At 37.7% G+C, this 14673-nt stretch carries 11 protein-coding genes, 2 tRNA genes and 1 pseudogene; 4 read left to right on the forward strand and 10 right to left on the reverse strand.

Annotated elements, in window-relative coordinates:
- Positions 1 to 4: 4 nt before the first annotated feature.
- From C1A40_RS05570 to C1A40_RS05600, 7 genes are all read right to left on the reverse strand, one after another.
- The gene (locus C1A40_RS05570) at positions 5 to 4108 is read right to left on the reverse strand and encodes a DUF6908 domain-containing protein (protein ID WP_102995034.1); all 4104 of its coding nucleotides are present in this window, start codon (positions 4106 to 4108) and stop codon (positions 5 to 7) included.
- Positions 4109 to 4386: 278 nt separating this feature from the next.
- Positions 4387 to 5547 carry a glycosyltransferase gene (locus tag C1A40_RS05575; protein ID WP_102995035.1) on the reverse strand — a complete coding sequence of 387 codons (1161 nt, stop codon included), beginning with the start codon at positions 5545 to 5547 and terminating at the stop codon, positions 4387 to 4389.
- A complete protein-coding gene (locus C1A40_RS05580; RefSeq protein WP_102995036.1) occupies positions 5544 to 5822 on the reverse strand; it encodes a hypothetical protein in 279 nt (92 codons plus the stop codon). The genes C1A40_RS05575 and C1A40_RS05580 overlap by 4 nt, the downstream gene beginning before the upstream one ends.
- Positions 5819 to 6298 (reverse strand): hypothetical protein, encoded by a 480-nt coding sequence (locus tag C1A40_RS05585; protein WP_102995037.1) that lies wholly within the window; start codon positions 6296 to 6298, stop codon positions 5819 to 5821. Before C1A40_RS05585 ends, C1A40_RS05580 begins: the two co-directional genes overlap by 4 nt.
- A gap of 2 nt (positions 6299 to 6300) precedes the next feature.
- Complete coding sequence (locus C1A40_RS05590; protein ID WP_241910497.1) at positions 6301 to 7569, reverse strand: Lrp/AsnC family transcriptional regulator; 1269 nt, start codon at positions 7567 to 7569, stop codon at positions 6301 to 6303.
- 11 nt (positions 7570 to 7580) lie between these two features.
- Positions 7581 to 7877 (reverse strand): hypothetical protein, encoded by a 297-nt coding sequence (locus tag C1A40_RS05595; RefSeq protein WP_158651294.1) that lies wholly within the window; start codon positions 7875 to 7877, stop codon positions 7581 to 7583.
- Positions 7878 to 8005: 128 nt separating this feature from the next.
- On the reverse strand, positions 8006 to 8248 hold the full coding sequence (locus C1A40_RS05600) for a hypothetical protein (protein WP_102995039.1): 243 nt from the start codon (positions 8246 to 8248) through the stop codon (positions 8006 to 8008).
- 115 nt (positions 8249 to 8363) lie between these two features.
- Here C1A40_RS05600 and C1A40_RS05605 point away from each other — a divergent pair, with 115 nt between their 5' ends.
- From C1A40_RS05605 to C1A40_RS18765, 4 genes and pseudogenes are all read left to right on the forward strand, one after another.
- Positions 8364 to 8969 (forward strand): hypothetical protein, encoded by a 606-nt coding sequence (locus C1A40_RS05605; RefSeq protein WP_102995040.1) that lies wholly within the window; start codon positions 8364 to 8366, stop codon positions 8967 to 8969.
- Between the two features lie 4 nt (positions 8970 to 8973).
- Positions 8974 to 9636 (forward strand): hypothetical protein, encoded by a 663-nt coding sequence (locus C1A40_RS05610; RefSeq protein ID WP_102995041.1) that lies wholly within the window; start codon positions 8974 to 8976, stop codon positions 9634 to 9636.
- 79 nt (positions 9637 to 9715) lie between these two features.
- The gene (locus C1A40_RS05615; protein ID WP_102995042.1) at positions 9716 to 9922 is read left to right on the forward strand and encodes a hypothetical protein; all 207 of its coding nucleotides are present in this window, start codon (positions 9716 to 9718) and stop codon (positions 9920 to 9922) included.
- Positions 9909 to 10745: pseudogene (locus C1A40_RS18765) on the forward strand (recombinase family protein); the annotation flags it as partial. The gene C1A40_RS05615 and the pseudogene C1A40_RS18765, both read left to right, overlap by 14 nt.
- A 733-nt stretch (positions 10746 to 11478) precedes the next feature.
- Here C1A40_RS18765 and C1A40_RS05625 read toward each other — a convergent pair.
- The 3 genes from C1A40_RS05625 to mutS all read right to left on the reverse strand — a co-directional run bounded on the left by C1A40_RS05625 (position 11479) and on the right by mutS (position 14529).
- Positions 11479 to 11562: transfer RNA gene (locus tag C1A40_RS05625), tRNA-Leu, on the reverse strand.
- Positions 11563 to 11589: 27 nt separating this feature from the next.
- Positions 11590 to 11661: transfer RNA gene (locus tag C1A40_RS05630), tRNA-Gly, on the reverse strand.
- 264 nt (positions 11662 to 11925) lie between these two features.
- Positions 11926 to 14529, reverse strand: coding sequence for a DNA mismatch repair protein MutS (mutS, locus tag C1A40_RS05635; RefSeq protein WP_102997148.1), 2604 nt, complete (start codon positions 14527 to 14529; stop codon positions 11926 to 11928).
- Between the last annotated feature and the right edge of the window lie 144 nt (positions 14530 to 14673).

Below are 14673 nucleotides of genomic sequence, written 5' to 3' on the forward strand. Positions count from 1 at the left end.
GTCTTTAGTTTTTGCGTTTGAATACTATGATGTCTGTGCCGATGTCGGTGGTTTTAAACATTCGGGCAGGAAGCCTGTAAGCATCTACCAAATCAGCTTTGGCTGCTACCTTTTCTTTGAGCTTGTTGTATTTGGAATTATTACTTAGAAAGGCACTTGGAATAATGAACACTAATACACCTCCGGGTAGTAATAAATCCAGTCCACGAGTAATGAAGTACTGATCGTATTCCGTTGCTCCAGTCCATTTCTTTTCGCCCATGCCTGCCCATTTCCCTGAAAACTCACCATAGGGCGGATTGCCAATAACCAGTTCATACTTAGCTCCACCAAAATCATCCTTCAAGTGCGTGTTACCTGCAAAAAAGATGGTTTCAAAAGGCTGCGGATAGATACTGGCATTCGGATAAATGATTTCTGTAATGCGGACTGAATAGGGATTAATTTCATAACCCACCAATTCCGCTTCTTTGGGAGCGTATTTGAAAAAGTTTCCTGTTCCACAAGAAGGCTCCAATACTGCACCACCTGAATAGCCGAACTTATATGCCAAGCCCCACATTTTTTGAACTATGACCTCGGGAGTGAAGTATTCATACAACACACCTTTACCCGAAGCTCCCTGTTTGATTAAGCCACCGCTTCCGGTATATTGAGCAATAAACTGTTTATCCTCTTCCGAATAGGATTCATCTTCGGCATCTTTCTCCACGATAAACTCTTCAATTTGAAGATTCAAATCATGCTGATTACTCGGCTTTTTATCGGGTTTGGATTCCGATTTAACCGCAGGCGTTTTTTCGTTGAGTAGATAGCGAACTAAATATTCCAGTACCCCCGAAGTAGCTCCGGGGACTTTCCAAATTTCATTGTCTAGAATCAGATCATCTAGGTAATTGCGAATGATTGCTTTATGCTTTTTCTCTCCGGATTTACTTTGCGTAACCAAAGAAGACGATTCCAGTTTGATAGGAGCTCGTTCCTTGAAACGCTTGCGAATGTCTTTTACCAGTTCCAATTGGGATTCAATAGAAGTGGCTTCAATTCGGTCTAATAATATCGTTCTTAACTTCGATTGATTGTAAGGATTGCCAAATACCAATACTTTGTTTTGTGGGTATTCGTCATCGGTCATTTTCCATGCAGCAGGCATTATAAAATCAATGGAACCTTCTTTGGCTGCCGGACTTTTATCAGGAATTTGACTTATGGTAATGCCTTGTGTTTTGGCAAAGGCAATTAGTTCATCAAGAGCTTTTCTAAGCTTCTTTAGCTTTTGCTCTTCATTGTTGTAAATGCTATCTCTACTTTGAATATGAGCTGCAAGTGTTTTTACATGTTCATCAAATGCAGCTTTTAAGGCTTTCTCTTTTGTTGAGAAAATATCTTTATCAGAAACCGGTGTGCTTGGAGAAGAAGAGCCTGAAAAATCACCAAATTCTTTGCCCGAAGAATTACCATAACTAAACCCTTTTTCAGGAATAGTTCTTAATCGAATGGAACCTCTATATCCGGTTCGTTTGGTAAAAGGAATTTCAATGTCTTCCTCGGTATCTTTTAAAAGCTCCGATTCTTGCTCTTTGGGTTCGTCAATCCCTTTGGTAATAACCGCATTGAGAGCGGTATCAAAATACACATCACCAGTATCAGGATAATCACGCTCATAAACGGCATCCACAACAAGAGGCATCATCAGCACAAAAGGATGTTGTAATCCTCTAGCATCTTTTGTTTTTCCTTTTTCAGCGAGTAAACAACCTTTGGTTGCTTCCAACACGCCTAGTTCCAATTCGGTGATACCTAAATGCAATAATGCCTTAATGGAATCAATGAGAATGTCCACGGCAAAACCAACAAAGTAGTTGCCTACTTTTAAGCAAACAGGGTAATTGTCAGGCTTTAAAAATCCCGAGCGTTTCATGCCTTCCAAAAAGCTCAATAGGCTTTCCACATCTATGGGCTGAATATGATTTAAGGAAGAAGGAATAACCGAAGAATAATCCGGGTATCGAGTTTGGGTGCGGTATTGTTCCACACGATCCTGATCCACTTCTGAAAGTCCTGTGCCGTCTTTGCTTTCAACATTAATAGCCTCCCAACATTTGGGAGAGATACAGTACAAGCCTTCGGCTGCATGGTCGGTATCAGGAATAAAAAGGAGCTTGAATCCATTGGTAGCCACAATACCATTTTTATCAAAATTCACCCCCAACATGGCGGTTCGGTATTCGTCTTTTGAAACGAAAGAAGCCACAATCTTTTGCAAGCCTTTATCCATCGGATCGGCTTTCCAGTCAAGTGGTTTAATTGCTTTTACTTGCTTGTATTCCCGTGGAACGAGTTCCCAAAGATTGGTAGAGAGAGCTTCTTTAAACTGTTCATCATCAATGATTCGATAGTAGTGAGCCCAACCCAATTTCTTCATAGGTGTTCGCATTCCGTTCATTTGCGACCTAAGTATGGCTTCAGGAAAACTTTCTAAGTGATGTCCGTTGCGAATATCCATAAGAAGCACATCCAGTTCCCTGGCAGCTCCTTCGTAGTTCTTTTGTTTGTAGGCTTTATCAAATGCTTGAAATATGCCATCAGGCGTTAATCCACTATGAGCAAGAATGCCTTCATCTTTGGGCTGTTCTTGTGGTATTTCAGGTTTGGAAATAGTTTCTTCTTCATTGTTTTCAGTTGCTTCTAATTCCAGTTTATGACCTTGGTTCAAAAGATTACTAAGCCATCCGGATAAGAACTTGTTTTGCTCTTTTTTTTCTTTGAGATTCACCAGTTCCTTACCATCCTCAAACACATATACCGGTCGGTAACCAAATTGGTCTTGGTAGTGCATGGCTTCACCGGTTTCCAGTTCCAAATCAATACGAATCTGCATATCAGGATCGGGAACTAAATCGCCATTCTGACTGAAATAGTGAGCCAAAGCAATGAGGTAACGTCCTTTTTTATCCTGACCTAAAAAGTCATAGGATAAGTCCATCAAGGCTTTACTGTCCAATACCGATTTACCGTTTGGAGTACCTGCCTCCAAATGTTCATTTAGTTTAGGAATGAGTTTTTGCAGCTTATTGAAAATAGCACTGTATGGCTGCATCTTTTTAGGCTTGGATAAATTCTCCAATGCCTTTAAGTTTTTAGCCTTTTCCTTTAACCAGTTATCGTAATTTCCGGTAAGGGCTTTTTTATCCGCATCGGTAATATTGGTATAGTTTTCATCGAGCCATGAAGCAAACGCCTCTGTGGAAATGCTTTCGTTTTCCGGTTCTTCAATCGGCTTATTTATTTGCTCACGGAATTTTCTGAAAAACAAATAGTAATCCTTTGGTGGAATTTGTGGCTTTTCAGGATCCGGATTCAGGATGTTTTGAATGGTATAGTATTCTTCCCAAATCTCATTTTTGCGGTCGCTTAAATCTGCGTGATTCACACGCAACCAACCTGAAAACAGCAAAGGCATTTCCTCTTCCTCTAAATTGCCAAAATCAGCTTGCCGTTTGCGAGCAAACTTTCCGAAGGCATTGAGAATTTCTAATTTGTCCTTTTTACTTAATGGACGGTCGGATTGAACGAGTGGCTTTGCATTTGGCTCCTTGGTTTGCACTTCCGTTGGTTCGGACTTTTCTCCAATGATATTTCCTTCTTTAAAAAGCTGACGAGCTTTACGGACATAGTTTCTTGGATAGATGTTGATGGAGTGGAGCTTGTCTCCAAAGGTTTCTTTGGCAAACTCACTTACCAATTGCTCGGCTATGTTCTTACTTGGTTCAAATACGATGTAGTTTTCCCAAAACAGTTTGCCTTCATCATCTTTAGCTGCAATGCTCACATAACTGAAATTCTTATGATCAATATTTTCTTCGGATGCAGAAAAAGAGGGCTTTATATTTATAGCAATGGTTGTTTCTCCCGATTCGAGAGCTACTTTAAGGTTGTTTGCAAAATCTACAATGGAATTGGTCTTAGAAGCATACCACATATTTTGGCGGTAGCTGTATTTAAAACCTACGGCTTTTAATTGAGAGGTTGTCGCTTCGTCCGGCTTTTCATCAAAGCGAAGCTCTACACCGTTTTTATTTGTATTAAATGAAATATCTACCTTCATCCAGTCTTTTTATTATTTATAAAAAGCCTTTCTAAAGGCAGGGAAAGCAAAGCCTATATAGCAAACAGGCTGCGAAAAAAGACCTCCTTATTATTTATAGAAGGTCTTTTGTGGGTTTAAAATTAGTGGGAAGAGTTGAAAAATAATTGGTTCCAATTTGTACCTCGGTACAATTGAAAATTGACCGTAAACAATCACTCCTTTTAAAGCCTTTACTATCAAAGGATTAAATTTATTGCAGGGATAAATTAAAGCTTGTTTCATCGGTACAACTTTTTCTAAATAAACAATTCCTTGTAAATCTCCATTGTAGATTGGTTGTAGCTCCAGTTCTTCCAAGCATACTTTAAAGCTTCTCGTCCAATGTCAGTGCGTAATTGAGCATCAGCAATCAATTTCTGTAATTGCTCTTTCCACTCATTTTCATCTTTGGCAAGCATACCATTTTCACCATGTTTGATGATTTCAGAATAAGGAAAAACAGAAGAACTTATCATAGGAATTGCAAAGGCAGCAGTCTCCAAATACTTTACAAAGGATTTTCCTTCTGTGTTAAATGGATGATCAGTCATAGGGTGAAGTATTACATCTAAAGCGAGCTTATTCAACTTATTTGGATATTCTAAAAAAGATACGGGTTTCACAAACTTAAAAGGTAAATCACCAAGGCTCTTGTCGTCTTTCAACTTTCCGTTCCATCCAAAAATGAAGAGTTCAGCATTTTGGTCTTTCAATACTTCCTGCAAAACAGGTAAAATGCTTTTAACATCTTCCGATTGTGAAGGATTGGTAATGATTCCCAGTCTTACAGTTTTTCCATTGTTCTTGTTGATTTGAGGCACTTCGGCATAGGCTTGATTGGAAAGTAAGTTGGGAACAAAAGCAAACATCGGATCCGCATCAGCAAAAGCGACTTCCAACTTATCTTCAATGGCTTCCAATATGCCATTAGTAGGAGCTGTTATCACATCCATTTTGGAAAGGTTCTTCAGTAGTTTGTCCAGTTGCTCTTTGGGGTACTTTTTTATTCCGGGATGATAGTCAGGAAAATTGAAATAATGACAATCAATATCCATTACAAACTGAATACGGTCGTTAATAGAAACTATCCCTTCAATGATGGGTTGAATATCTGTAAAGAAGGCAGGAAATACGATGTAGTCAGCCCAACGGATTAACCTTTCGTCAACTGGAGTATCGTATTCATCATGCTTCTTATTGAAATTCCATTTGTGAATTTGATTTACGATAGCTTTATGCGACTTGGTTTTGTTGAGCTCCAAGGCAGGTGCTATCATGCGGTAATAACCCGAAGCATTCATACAGGGAGCAACATACAACACATGTACTTTTTCGGCTTTGTCTTGTAGTTCAGGATATTTTTTCTCGAAGGAAAGAGAGCTGTTTAATCGCTCTAATAGTTCGTTTACATTTCTCATGAGTTCACGTCTTTATTAACCGGAGTTCCCTCGAAATACTTTTCTATTTCGTTACCGGTTTGTTTGTCATAAATGATGGCTGCATCGGCTTTTGTGCCATATTCAGTCACTTTTTTTCTTAATCGAGCTAAGCCGATATTCCGGTCTATGAACTTGGAATACTTATGCTTCCAGTCCAATGACCATAGCGTTCTTACATTGCCATCTTTGAAATAGATGAGCAGTTTTGAAAGGGAATCCCTTTTTAATTTCCAACCTTCTTTGGGTGCTGTCATGGTTTAAATTGTTTTATTAATGTTTTCAATGGAATAAGGCTATGGTACTTTTCACCATGGCATAAGAAAACCTTTACCAGGTTGTCTTGAAGCTGAATTTTAGCATTGACCTTTTCAGATGGGATAGCATGAGCAATGGCGAGATGCTGCAAATAATCACTCACTCGCTTCTCAACAATAGGCTGTAAACCTAATGCTGTTGTCATACCATCACCTGCAAAAAAGTCTATTAATTCAGGTGTGGGAATAGCGTAGAGCATTTCTTTTTCTGCGATCAATCGGGCTTTGCATTGTTTGTTTTGCAAGCCGATTTCAACAATCATATCCTCTTTATTGAGGTGAAAGTTTTTGGATTGAACTTGAAAATAGCCGTGCACATTGCTGATCACTTTCTTTTCGTAGCCAAAAACATCTATGGTTACATTCTCCATATAGTTTTTAAGGCTCTCTTTAATTCCTTTTTTCTTTCCTAGCATTTCTATCTGATTTGATGAATAACTTCCGGTTTAAGCACCGCTGCATGAAATAGGTGAAGTAGAGATTGGTCTTGGAGTTTGCCAATTCGAGTTTCACATTCTCGATATACCTGAAGCGAAGATTTTCTATTGGAATCCGTCTTTTTCTCGTTGTTCAGGTATTTTTTGATTTGAGCATGGAGAATGAGCTTCTTGCGGACTTCTTCTTTGCGTTCCAAGTGTTTCTGAAGCCACTTTTTAGTTCCGGTGAATCCGGAAGGGTTGTTGGTATCGAAATAGCGATACGGCAGTTGGACAAAACGCTTTTCAGGATCCTTGGCTATATACTCCCTGACCAAGTAAACTCGTTCGCAATAATTCTGATGCACACCTGAAAGAAACTTGTCGGAAACTGGCTCATACCACTTGACAAGCATCTCTTTGGCTTGATTTTCCTGAAATTCAGTTAGAAAAACATCCCTGTACAAAAGGTTTTTCGCCAGTTTCCACAAGCTTTCTGCATAAAAATTAAGGGAAGTGCTGCGAGCCGAACCGTCCTGTTGTTTCCAGTTTTGTTCATTATTGGCTCGCTTTCGCACTTTTCCCCCGGTATCTTTAGAAATTTTCGCAACTTTTTCCCCGGTGTTTCCAGTTAAAATGTTTCCAGTAGGGTATCCTGCTTTGCTTAAAATTTCCGTGAGCGATAGCGAACTCCGATTTCTTTGGTTACTAGTTCTTCTCTGATCCGAAGATGAACCGTTGGAGTTATCTACACCTATTAATAAATTATTTTTATTGTAACTATTGTTTCTAGTGTATGTATGAGGACAATTTGTCGTACCCTCATTTTTAATTGATTGATTTTCAAGGTCTTTTTGTTTTGCTTCCTGCAACTCCTTTTCGGCTTCCAAAAGGTCTTTTCGACACCTTGCTAACAGTATTTTAGGGTTTATCAACAACTCATATCCGCTATTACTTCCGCAAAATTCTTTGCCTGTGATAATACCTGCTTCTTGCAGTTTAATGATATGTCTTTGAATGGTTCTTGGGCTAACCTTGACCAATCCTGCTAATTGAGAGTTGTTTGTTTTTAGAGCCGGTAGATTTTCAGCCGTTAGCTCCATAATGCCATTTGCCTTAATCAAGAAAGCTCCATAGATCCGAATGATTTCCTTTGCGGTAAAAAGTACTCCTGCTTTAATTTTATCGGGTAACGCCTCGTTTTTATCGTTGTGGTATTCCACGAACTGATCTAAGGCTTTATAAGAGATTGAATAATTAATGACCAACATATTGATAGAATTTAAATGACCTGAGCAATAGCTCGATATATTCCAAAGGGTTTTAAGTCCAGATTGGTGGCTTGTCTTACCAACCTGAATCGTTTCACCCAAATAATTTCCTGATAAGTAGTAGTGATGTCTGCCGCATCGAAATGAGCAACATAAATGAGGTAACCTTGCTTATAGAATGGTAACGGATTTTTGTAAAGCATACAGCCTTGCTCGGAGTGGAAGCTATGCCAGTTTCCGTCCTTCACGCCCTTTGGAAGACTATAACGTATTTGGTCTTCCTCTAATGAGAGACCGTCTTTTGTCAAAACCTTGAAAAATATGTTAGCAGGTCTGACCATTGTAAGAGTTTGTTTCTTGTATCTGTTCTATCAATGCCTTTATCTCTAATAGTAAGGATTGATATTTACTATTTTGTATAACTTTCATAAGCAAATTAGTATTCCTTATTTAACACTTCTTCCGCATGTCGTTTCAATTCAGCACGTTTTTCTTTCATTTCCTGAATGACTAACCAACCTTCTTTCCAAATTTTTTCAGCCAAATGAAGACGTATTTCTTCACCTTCCAAAAACTTATAAATTGTTGGACGTGAGATACCTGTGCGACCTTTAATCATTTGAATCCCCTTAACAGGAAGCTCATTTTTAAACTCTTTTATTTCTTCTCTTGTAAACATGTTGTAAATATTTTGTAAATTTGTTTACCTTAAACAAAAATTATTACATATATTTGCGACAAAGATATACTAAAATAGTAAACTAATGCAAATAAATTTATTAAAATGGTAAACTATGGTTGATAAAGAAATTTCAAGAGAAATGCTGAACGAACGATATGTGTCTGCAATAGAACATCTTATGCGGATTCATACACTTAAAAATCAGCGTGAATTTTCCGCCATAATGGAAGAGAATCCAACGGTTTTCTCTCAGATTAAGTCAGGAAACAGGAATGCTTCGCTCACACAATTAACTAAAGTTGTAAACGATTTTGACCTGAATGCTAACTATTTCTTGAAGTTTGAGAACAAGAAGGAGCCCATCGAATATTCAGAGTTGAATATCAATCCTTCTATTACTGGAGATAATCAAGATGTTATGGTCGGTAAGAATGTCTCAAAGAATGACGGTGTTGTTCATGGAGACTTCTATAATGTTGAAAAACTGATTAATCAAGCTCCACCTGAACTAAGGGAGCATATACATCAACTCCAGAAAAAGTACGAACTGCTCGAAAAAGAGAATGGCAGATTCAAGGACGAAGTCAGTGAATTAAAAAAAATAATCACAAATATGACTTCGCAGCTCAATGATGCACATGCTCAAATCAAAGAAAAGGATGAGCGATTGTACCAAGCTCAATGCGAACTGATAGAGGTTTACAAAAAGAAAAAGTAGGATTATGAAGAGCAATAATCACGTAGCGACCAATCAAGCTCCATTAGAGCAATTGCTTTTTTGTTTACGAAACAAAGAAGTGGACTGTGTTTTATTGTCTTCTGATCAAAATGTAAGCCTTTCATTTATCGATGGTATTAATAGAGCAATCCAGTATCAGGCAAGTGAATTTCAATTAAGCGAAGCTGCCATTCAGGAATTATCATCATCGCTTAACGAAAAAACTAACAAAAATGGTATATGGCTTAGTTATTTAGAAAGTCGTGTATTGGATGTATTAGTAAATGAAAAGTCTGAGCTAATCATTTTTAATAAGAATGGTGAATTAATTACGGGATTACAAGGAGTAGGCTACTTTGTTGTTCATCTAGCTGAATTAATAAAGGAAGCTTTTCCGGGAATTCATTCTTTGGCAAAAGAATTAAACTTGATTGCTGTCGAGCAAAAGGAATTAAAAGCACTGGACTTTATTCAAGACAAAAACTACCACAGCGTTAAAGTAATAAAACGCAAAGGTCAACTTGATAGAGTGGAATGCGAAGAGAAAATGCCTATTGACAAAAGGGTAATTGATATTATGAGAGATGCAGCTTTCCAAAGTATTTCCATTAACCAGGAAGACGGTAAAGCGGTGCATATTAATAGAGTAGTAAAACAGAAATTATGAAAGCTTTGAGAAATATTCAGGCTACATCACAAATACTGGTCTTATCAGAAGAAATGAGAGATTGGCGAAGTGAAGTAAAATGCGATCAACAAAACATGGATCTCATGCAGAGACGTATCAGAAAATTCTAAAGGCAGAAAAAATGACTCCGGAAAGATTAAGATCATTTCCGGGATTTGAAGAAATTGAAGAAGATGAAGCAAAACACGTTATTGAAACACTTGAATGTTTTTGTGGAATCATTGTAAAACATATATCGAAAAAAGAAAGAGATGAAGAACCTTGATATTTTTAAGCCATTTGCGAAAGAATCGAAAGCACAGTCGATTAATATTGATGGGAAAGCGGTAATCTACACCAGGGTATCAACCAAAGAGCAGGCTGAAAACAATGCCAGTTTAGAAACTCAAAAGAAGTATTGCCTAGAATTCGCAAAGCGGAAAAATATTGAAGTTATTGAGTATTTCGGTGGAACATACGAATCTGCCAAAAGTGACGAAAGGAAGCAGTTTCAAAAGATGCTGACTTTCGTAAAAAGAAGGAAAGACATATCCTACATCATCGTATATTCTTACGATAGGTTTTCAAGAACAGGAGCAAACGGAGCCTACATAAGTGATCAGTTAAAGCAACAAGGTATCGTAACATTTTCTGCAACTCAGGAAGTTGATACCATGACCGCAGCAGGTTCTTTTCAACAAAACCTATATTATATGTTCAGTCAATTCGATAATGAATTGAGAAGAGACAAGTCGGTTTCAGGAATGCGAGAGAAGCTTAGAAAGGGATATTGGATAGGAACCATTCCATTTGGCTATACTAACCTAAACCCGGGCAAAGGAAAAGAACAGGATGTTGTAATCAATGAAGAAGGTGAGATATTAAGACACGCTTTTATTTGGAAGGCAAATGAGGATATAACTCACAATGAAATCTCCGACCGATTAGCGAAGAAGGGACTAATAGTAACCGCTAAAAAATTGAGCGACCTTTTTAGAAACCCATTCTATTGTGGATTGGTAGTGAGTTCACATATTCCCGGAGAAGTGGTGGAAGGAAAACATGAGGGTTTGGTATCAAAAGAAATATTTTTGAAGATCCACAAGCTATTAAATAAACGAGGATATGGAGAGAAACGCAATGCAGATTGTGATCACCTACCATTAAAGCAGTTTGTTCGTTCAGCGGATTGTGACACCCCTTACACAGGATATTTAGTTCGAAAGAAAGGTCTTTACTACTATAAGAATAATCGTATCGGAGCAAAGGAAAACAGAAGTGCCAAAGTAATGCATGAGAAGTTTACAGACCTTTTGAAGAACTATCAAATTCAAGATAAGAAATACATCGCTCCAATGAAGGAAGTAATGTACTATACTTTCAAGGCGGAGCATGAATCAAAAATTCAAGAGACGGCAGTGCAGCAGAAACAAATTTTAGAGATAGCTACAAAACTTGAAAGATTAGAGGAGCGATATGTTTTTGAGGAAATTTCTCAAAGTCAATATGGAAAGTTCAAGCAAAAGCTAGAAGCTGAGAAATACGAAATTGAGGAAAGTTTGTATAGCAACGGTTTTAATTTATCGAACCTTGAAAAAGCCATTGATTTATCGTTGAAATATTCCCTAAAACTCCCTGAATTGTGGGGTTCTGGAGATTTAGAGGTAAAGAGAAGTATTCAAAAAATGGTGTTTCCGGACGGGATTCTGTATGACTTCAAAAATGACGATTATCGAACCACCAGAATAAATTCAATTTTCAGCGTAATCCCTTCATTATCAGCAAAAAATAAGCATAAAAAAAACGGGAATAAAACAGATTTCTCTGATTATTCCCGTTTAGTACTGAAGACGGGACTTGAACCCGTACGTCCTAATGGACATTGGATTTTAAGTCCAACGTGTCTACCAATTCCACCACTTCAGCATTGGAATATTTTTAAGAAAGTTTCAGAGCGAAAGACGGGATTTGAACCCGCGACCCTCACCTTGGCAAGGTGATGCTCTACCCCTGAGCTACTTTCGCAGTCTTTTTATGAACGTGCAACATTGCTATTGCGGGTGCAAATTTAATACTTTTAAACAAATACCAAAGCCTTTTTTAAAAATTTTTCAAATTATTTTAAGCTTATACCATTTCTACTTTAAAATGACTCAAATAAAAAGCAGGAATTTTTTGTTTAGGCGAAAAAGAAAACTTAAGCATAGCCATAGCTACGGTTACGTTTTATTTTGAAGTATAAACGAAAAAGAACAAATTTTAATGACTCATTTTATGGTAAAAATGGTATTATTTTTTCTTTACCAGCATACGCTTAATTTCATTGAGCTTCATAAGCGCTTCAACAGGCGTAAGTGTATCAATATCAGTTTCTAAAATTTCTTCCTTGATATTTTCCAATAAAGGGTCGTCTAAATTGAAAAAACTGAGCTGCATATCATCATCAATCGATTTCACTTTATCAGTAAGTTCCTCACTAGAATGTGACTTCTCTAATTTCTTTAAAATTTTGTTTGCACGATGTAAAACTTGCTGTGGCATACCAGCCATTTTAGCCACATGAATACCAAAACTATGCTCGCTACCACCTTCAACCAGTTTTCTTAAGAAAAGTACATTATCCTTTAACTCTTTTACCGATACATTAAAGTTTTTGATACGCCCAAAGGTTTCACACATTTCATTAAGTTCATGATAATGCGTAGCAAAGAGTGTTTTAGGCTTTGCCGGATGTTCGTGTAAATATTCGCTAATGGCCCAAGCGATAGAAATACCATCGTAAGTACTGGTTCCACGACCAATTTCGTCGAGCAGTACCAAGCTACGATTGGATATATTATTAAGGATAGAAGCCGTTTCATTCATCTCTACCATGAATGTCGATTCTCCCATAGAAATATTATCACTAGCCCCCACACGGGTAAAAATCTTATCAACCACCCCAATTTTCGCCGCTTTTGCAGGCACAAAACTTCCTATTTGAGCCAACAACACTATAAGTGCTGTTTGTCTTAAAATCGCCGATTTACCCGACATATTAGGTCCGGTTATCATTATAATTTGCTGCGACTCGCGGTCGAGAAAAACATTATTCGCGATATAAGCTTCACCTATAGGCAGTTGTTTTTCAATAACAGGGTGACGCCCATCGGTAATCTCTAAATCATAAGAGGTATCAATGGTGGGGTAAATGTAATTATTGTCTTTTGCCAATTGTGAAAAGCCACATAAACAATCCAGTTGCCCAACCAAATACGCATTTTGCTGCACCGGTTTAATGTATTGATTCATCCAAACCACTAAATCGGAAAACAATTGTTGTTCTATAGCTTGAATACGGTCCTCGGCACCTAGAATTTTAGCTTCGTACTCTTTAAGCTCTTCGGTAATGTATCGTTCGGCATTCACTAACGTTTGCTTCCTAATCCACTCGGCCGGTACTTTATCTTTATGCGTGTTTCTAACTTCAATATAGTAACCAAACACATTATTCGAGGCAATTTTTAAAGAAGTTATGCCTGTGCGCTCGCTTTCACGCTCTAGCATGGCATCTAAATAATCTTTCCCTGATTTAGACAAATTTCGAAGCTCGTCCAACTCTTCTGAAAAACCATCAGCAATGGTACGCCCTTTCAATAAATTTACCGGAGCCTCTTCGTTTAAAGTCTTTTTAATTTTATCTCGAAGCACATCACAGCTCTGCAAGGTATCTCCTATAATTTTCAGAGATTCGTTATCGCAATCAGACGCCAACTTCTTTATGGGTACTATCGCTTCAAGTGAATTTTTAAGCTGAATAACCTCACGCGGATTCACCTTACCTGTAGCAATTTTAGAAATTAAGCGCTCTAAATCACCAATATGTTTAATGTGATTTTGAATTTTTTGAAGTACGCTGTCTTCCTTCGTTAGAAAACTAACCACCTCATGCCTGCTTTTAATCTTCTCAATATTTTTTAAAGGCAATGCTAACCAACGCTTAAGTAGCCTTCCACCCATAGGCGAAATGGTTTTATCAATGACATTTAAAAGCGTTACCGCATTATTGTTGGTGGAGTTGTAAAGCTCTAAATTTCTAATGGTAAAACGATCCATCCAAACATAATCATCTTCCGCGATACGCGATATCGACGTGATATGTTGCAACTTTTTGTGCTGGGTTTCTCCTAAATAATGCAAAATAGACCCCGAAGCGATAATCCCTTCATGAAGCTCTTCAACACCAAAGCCTTTAAGCGTTTTCGTATCGAAATGTTTTATTAAGGTTTCGTAGGCATAATCGCTTTGATACACCCAATCTTCTAAATAAAACGTATGAAAATCGTTGCCAAAGGTCTCGGCAAACAAACCGCGTTTTTGCTTGGAGACTAAAACTTCACTCGGACTAAAATTCTGAAGCAGTTTATCGATATACTCGGCATTCCCTTGTGAGGTTAAAAACTCGCCCGTAGAAATATCTAAAAATGAAACGCCTATATGCTTTTTATCAAAATAAACCGAACATAAAAAGTTATTCGATTTCGAAACTAAAACCTCATCATTAAGCGCCACACCAGGGGTAACCAGTTCGGTAACGCCGCGTTTTACAATGGTTTTTGTTTGCTTTGGGTCTTCCAACTGATCGCATATAGCCACACGCTCACCAGCCTTTACCAATTTAGGTAAATAGGTATTTAAGGAGTGGTGCGGAAAACCTGCTAAAGCAGTTTCACTCTCGCTTCCTGCCCCACGCTTGGTTAAAATAATACCTAAAATTCCAGCCGTTTTTACAGCATCAGAACCAAAAGTTTCATAAAAATCGCCCACACGAAACAACAATAAAGCATCGGGATACTTTGCCTTAATCGCATTGTACTGTTTCATTAACGGGGTTTCTTTTTTCGCTTTTTTCATCTTGATTTTTTTCATTTCCGTGAAAACGGAAATCTCAATGGTAAATGATTTTTATATATTATTTTTGCGCAAATTACAAGTTTGCTAATGTAACGTTAATTTGATTTTTTTTGAAATCGAAGCATTACAAGTTATTTACAATTA

The sequence above is a fragment of the Tamlana carrageenivorans genome (assembly GCF_002893765.1).
Lineage (GTDB): Bacteria > Bacteroidota > Bacteroidia > Flavobacteriales > Flavobacteriaceae > Pseudotamlana > Pseudotamlana carrageenivorans.

Excerpts from the sequence above, each read along its gene's own strand:
- C1A40_RS05570 (WP_102995034.1), bottom strand. The coding sequence starts at position 4,108 with ATGAAGGTAGATATTTCATTTAATACAAATAAAAACGGTGTAGAGCTT.
- C1A40_RS05575 (WP_102995035.1), bottom strand. The coding sequence starts at position 5,547 with ATGAGAAATGTAAACGAACTATTAGAGCGATTAAACAGCTCTCTTTCC.
- C1A40_RS05580 (WP_102995036.1), bottom strand. The coding sequence starts at position 5,822 with ATGACAGCACCCAAAGAAGGTTGGAAATTAAAAAGGGATTCCCTTTCA.
- C1A40_RS05585 (WP_102995037.1), bottom strand. The coding sequence starts at position 6,298 with ATGCTAGGAAAGAAAAAAGGAATTAAAGAGAGCCTTAAAAACTATATG.
- C1A40_RS05590 (WP_241910497.1), bottom strand. The coding sequence starts at position 7,569 with ATGTTGGTCATTAATTATTCAATCTCTTATAAAGCCTTAGATCAGTTC.
- C1A40_RS05600 (WP_102995039.1), bottom strand. The coding sequence starts at position 8,248 with ATGTTTACAAGAGAAGAAATAAAAGAGTTTAAAAATGAGCTTCCTGTT.
- C1A40_RS05605 (WP_102995040.1), top strand. The coding sequence starts at position 8,364 with ATGGTTGATAAAGAAATTTCAAGAGAAATGCTGAACGAACGATATGTG.
- C1A40_RS05610 (WP_102995041.1), top strand. The coding sequence starts at position 8,974 with ATGAAGAGCAATAATCACGTAGCGACCAATCAAGCTCCATTAGAGCAA.
- C1A40_RS05615 (WP_102995042.1), top strand. The coding sequence starts at position 9,716 with ATGCGATCAACAAAACATGGATCTCATGCAGAGACGTATCAGAAAATT.
- mutS (WP_102997148.1), bottom strand. The coding sequence starts at position 14,529 with ATGAAAAAAGCGAAAAAAGAAACCCCGTTAATGAAACAGTACAATGCG.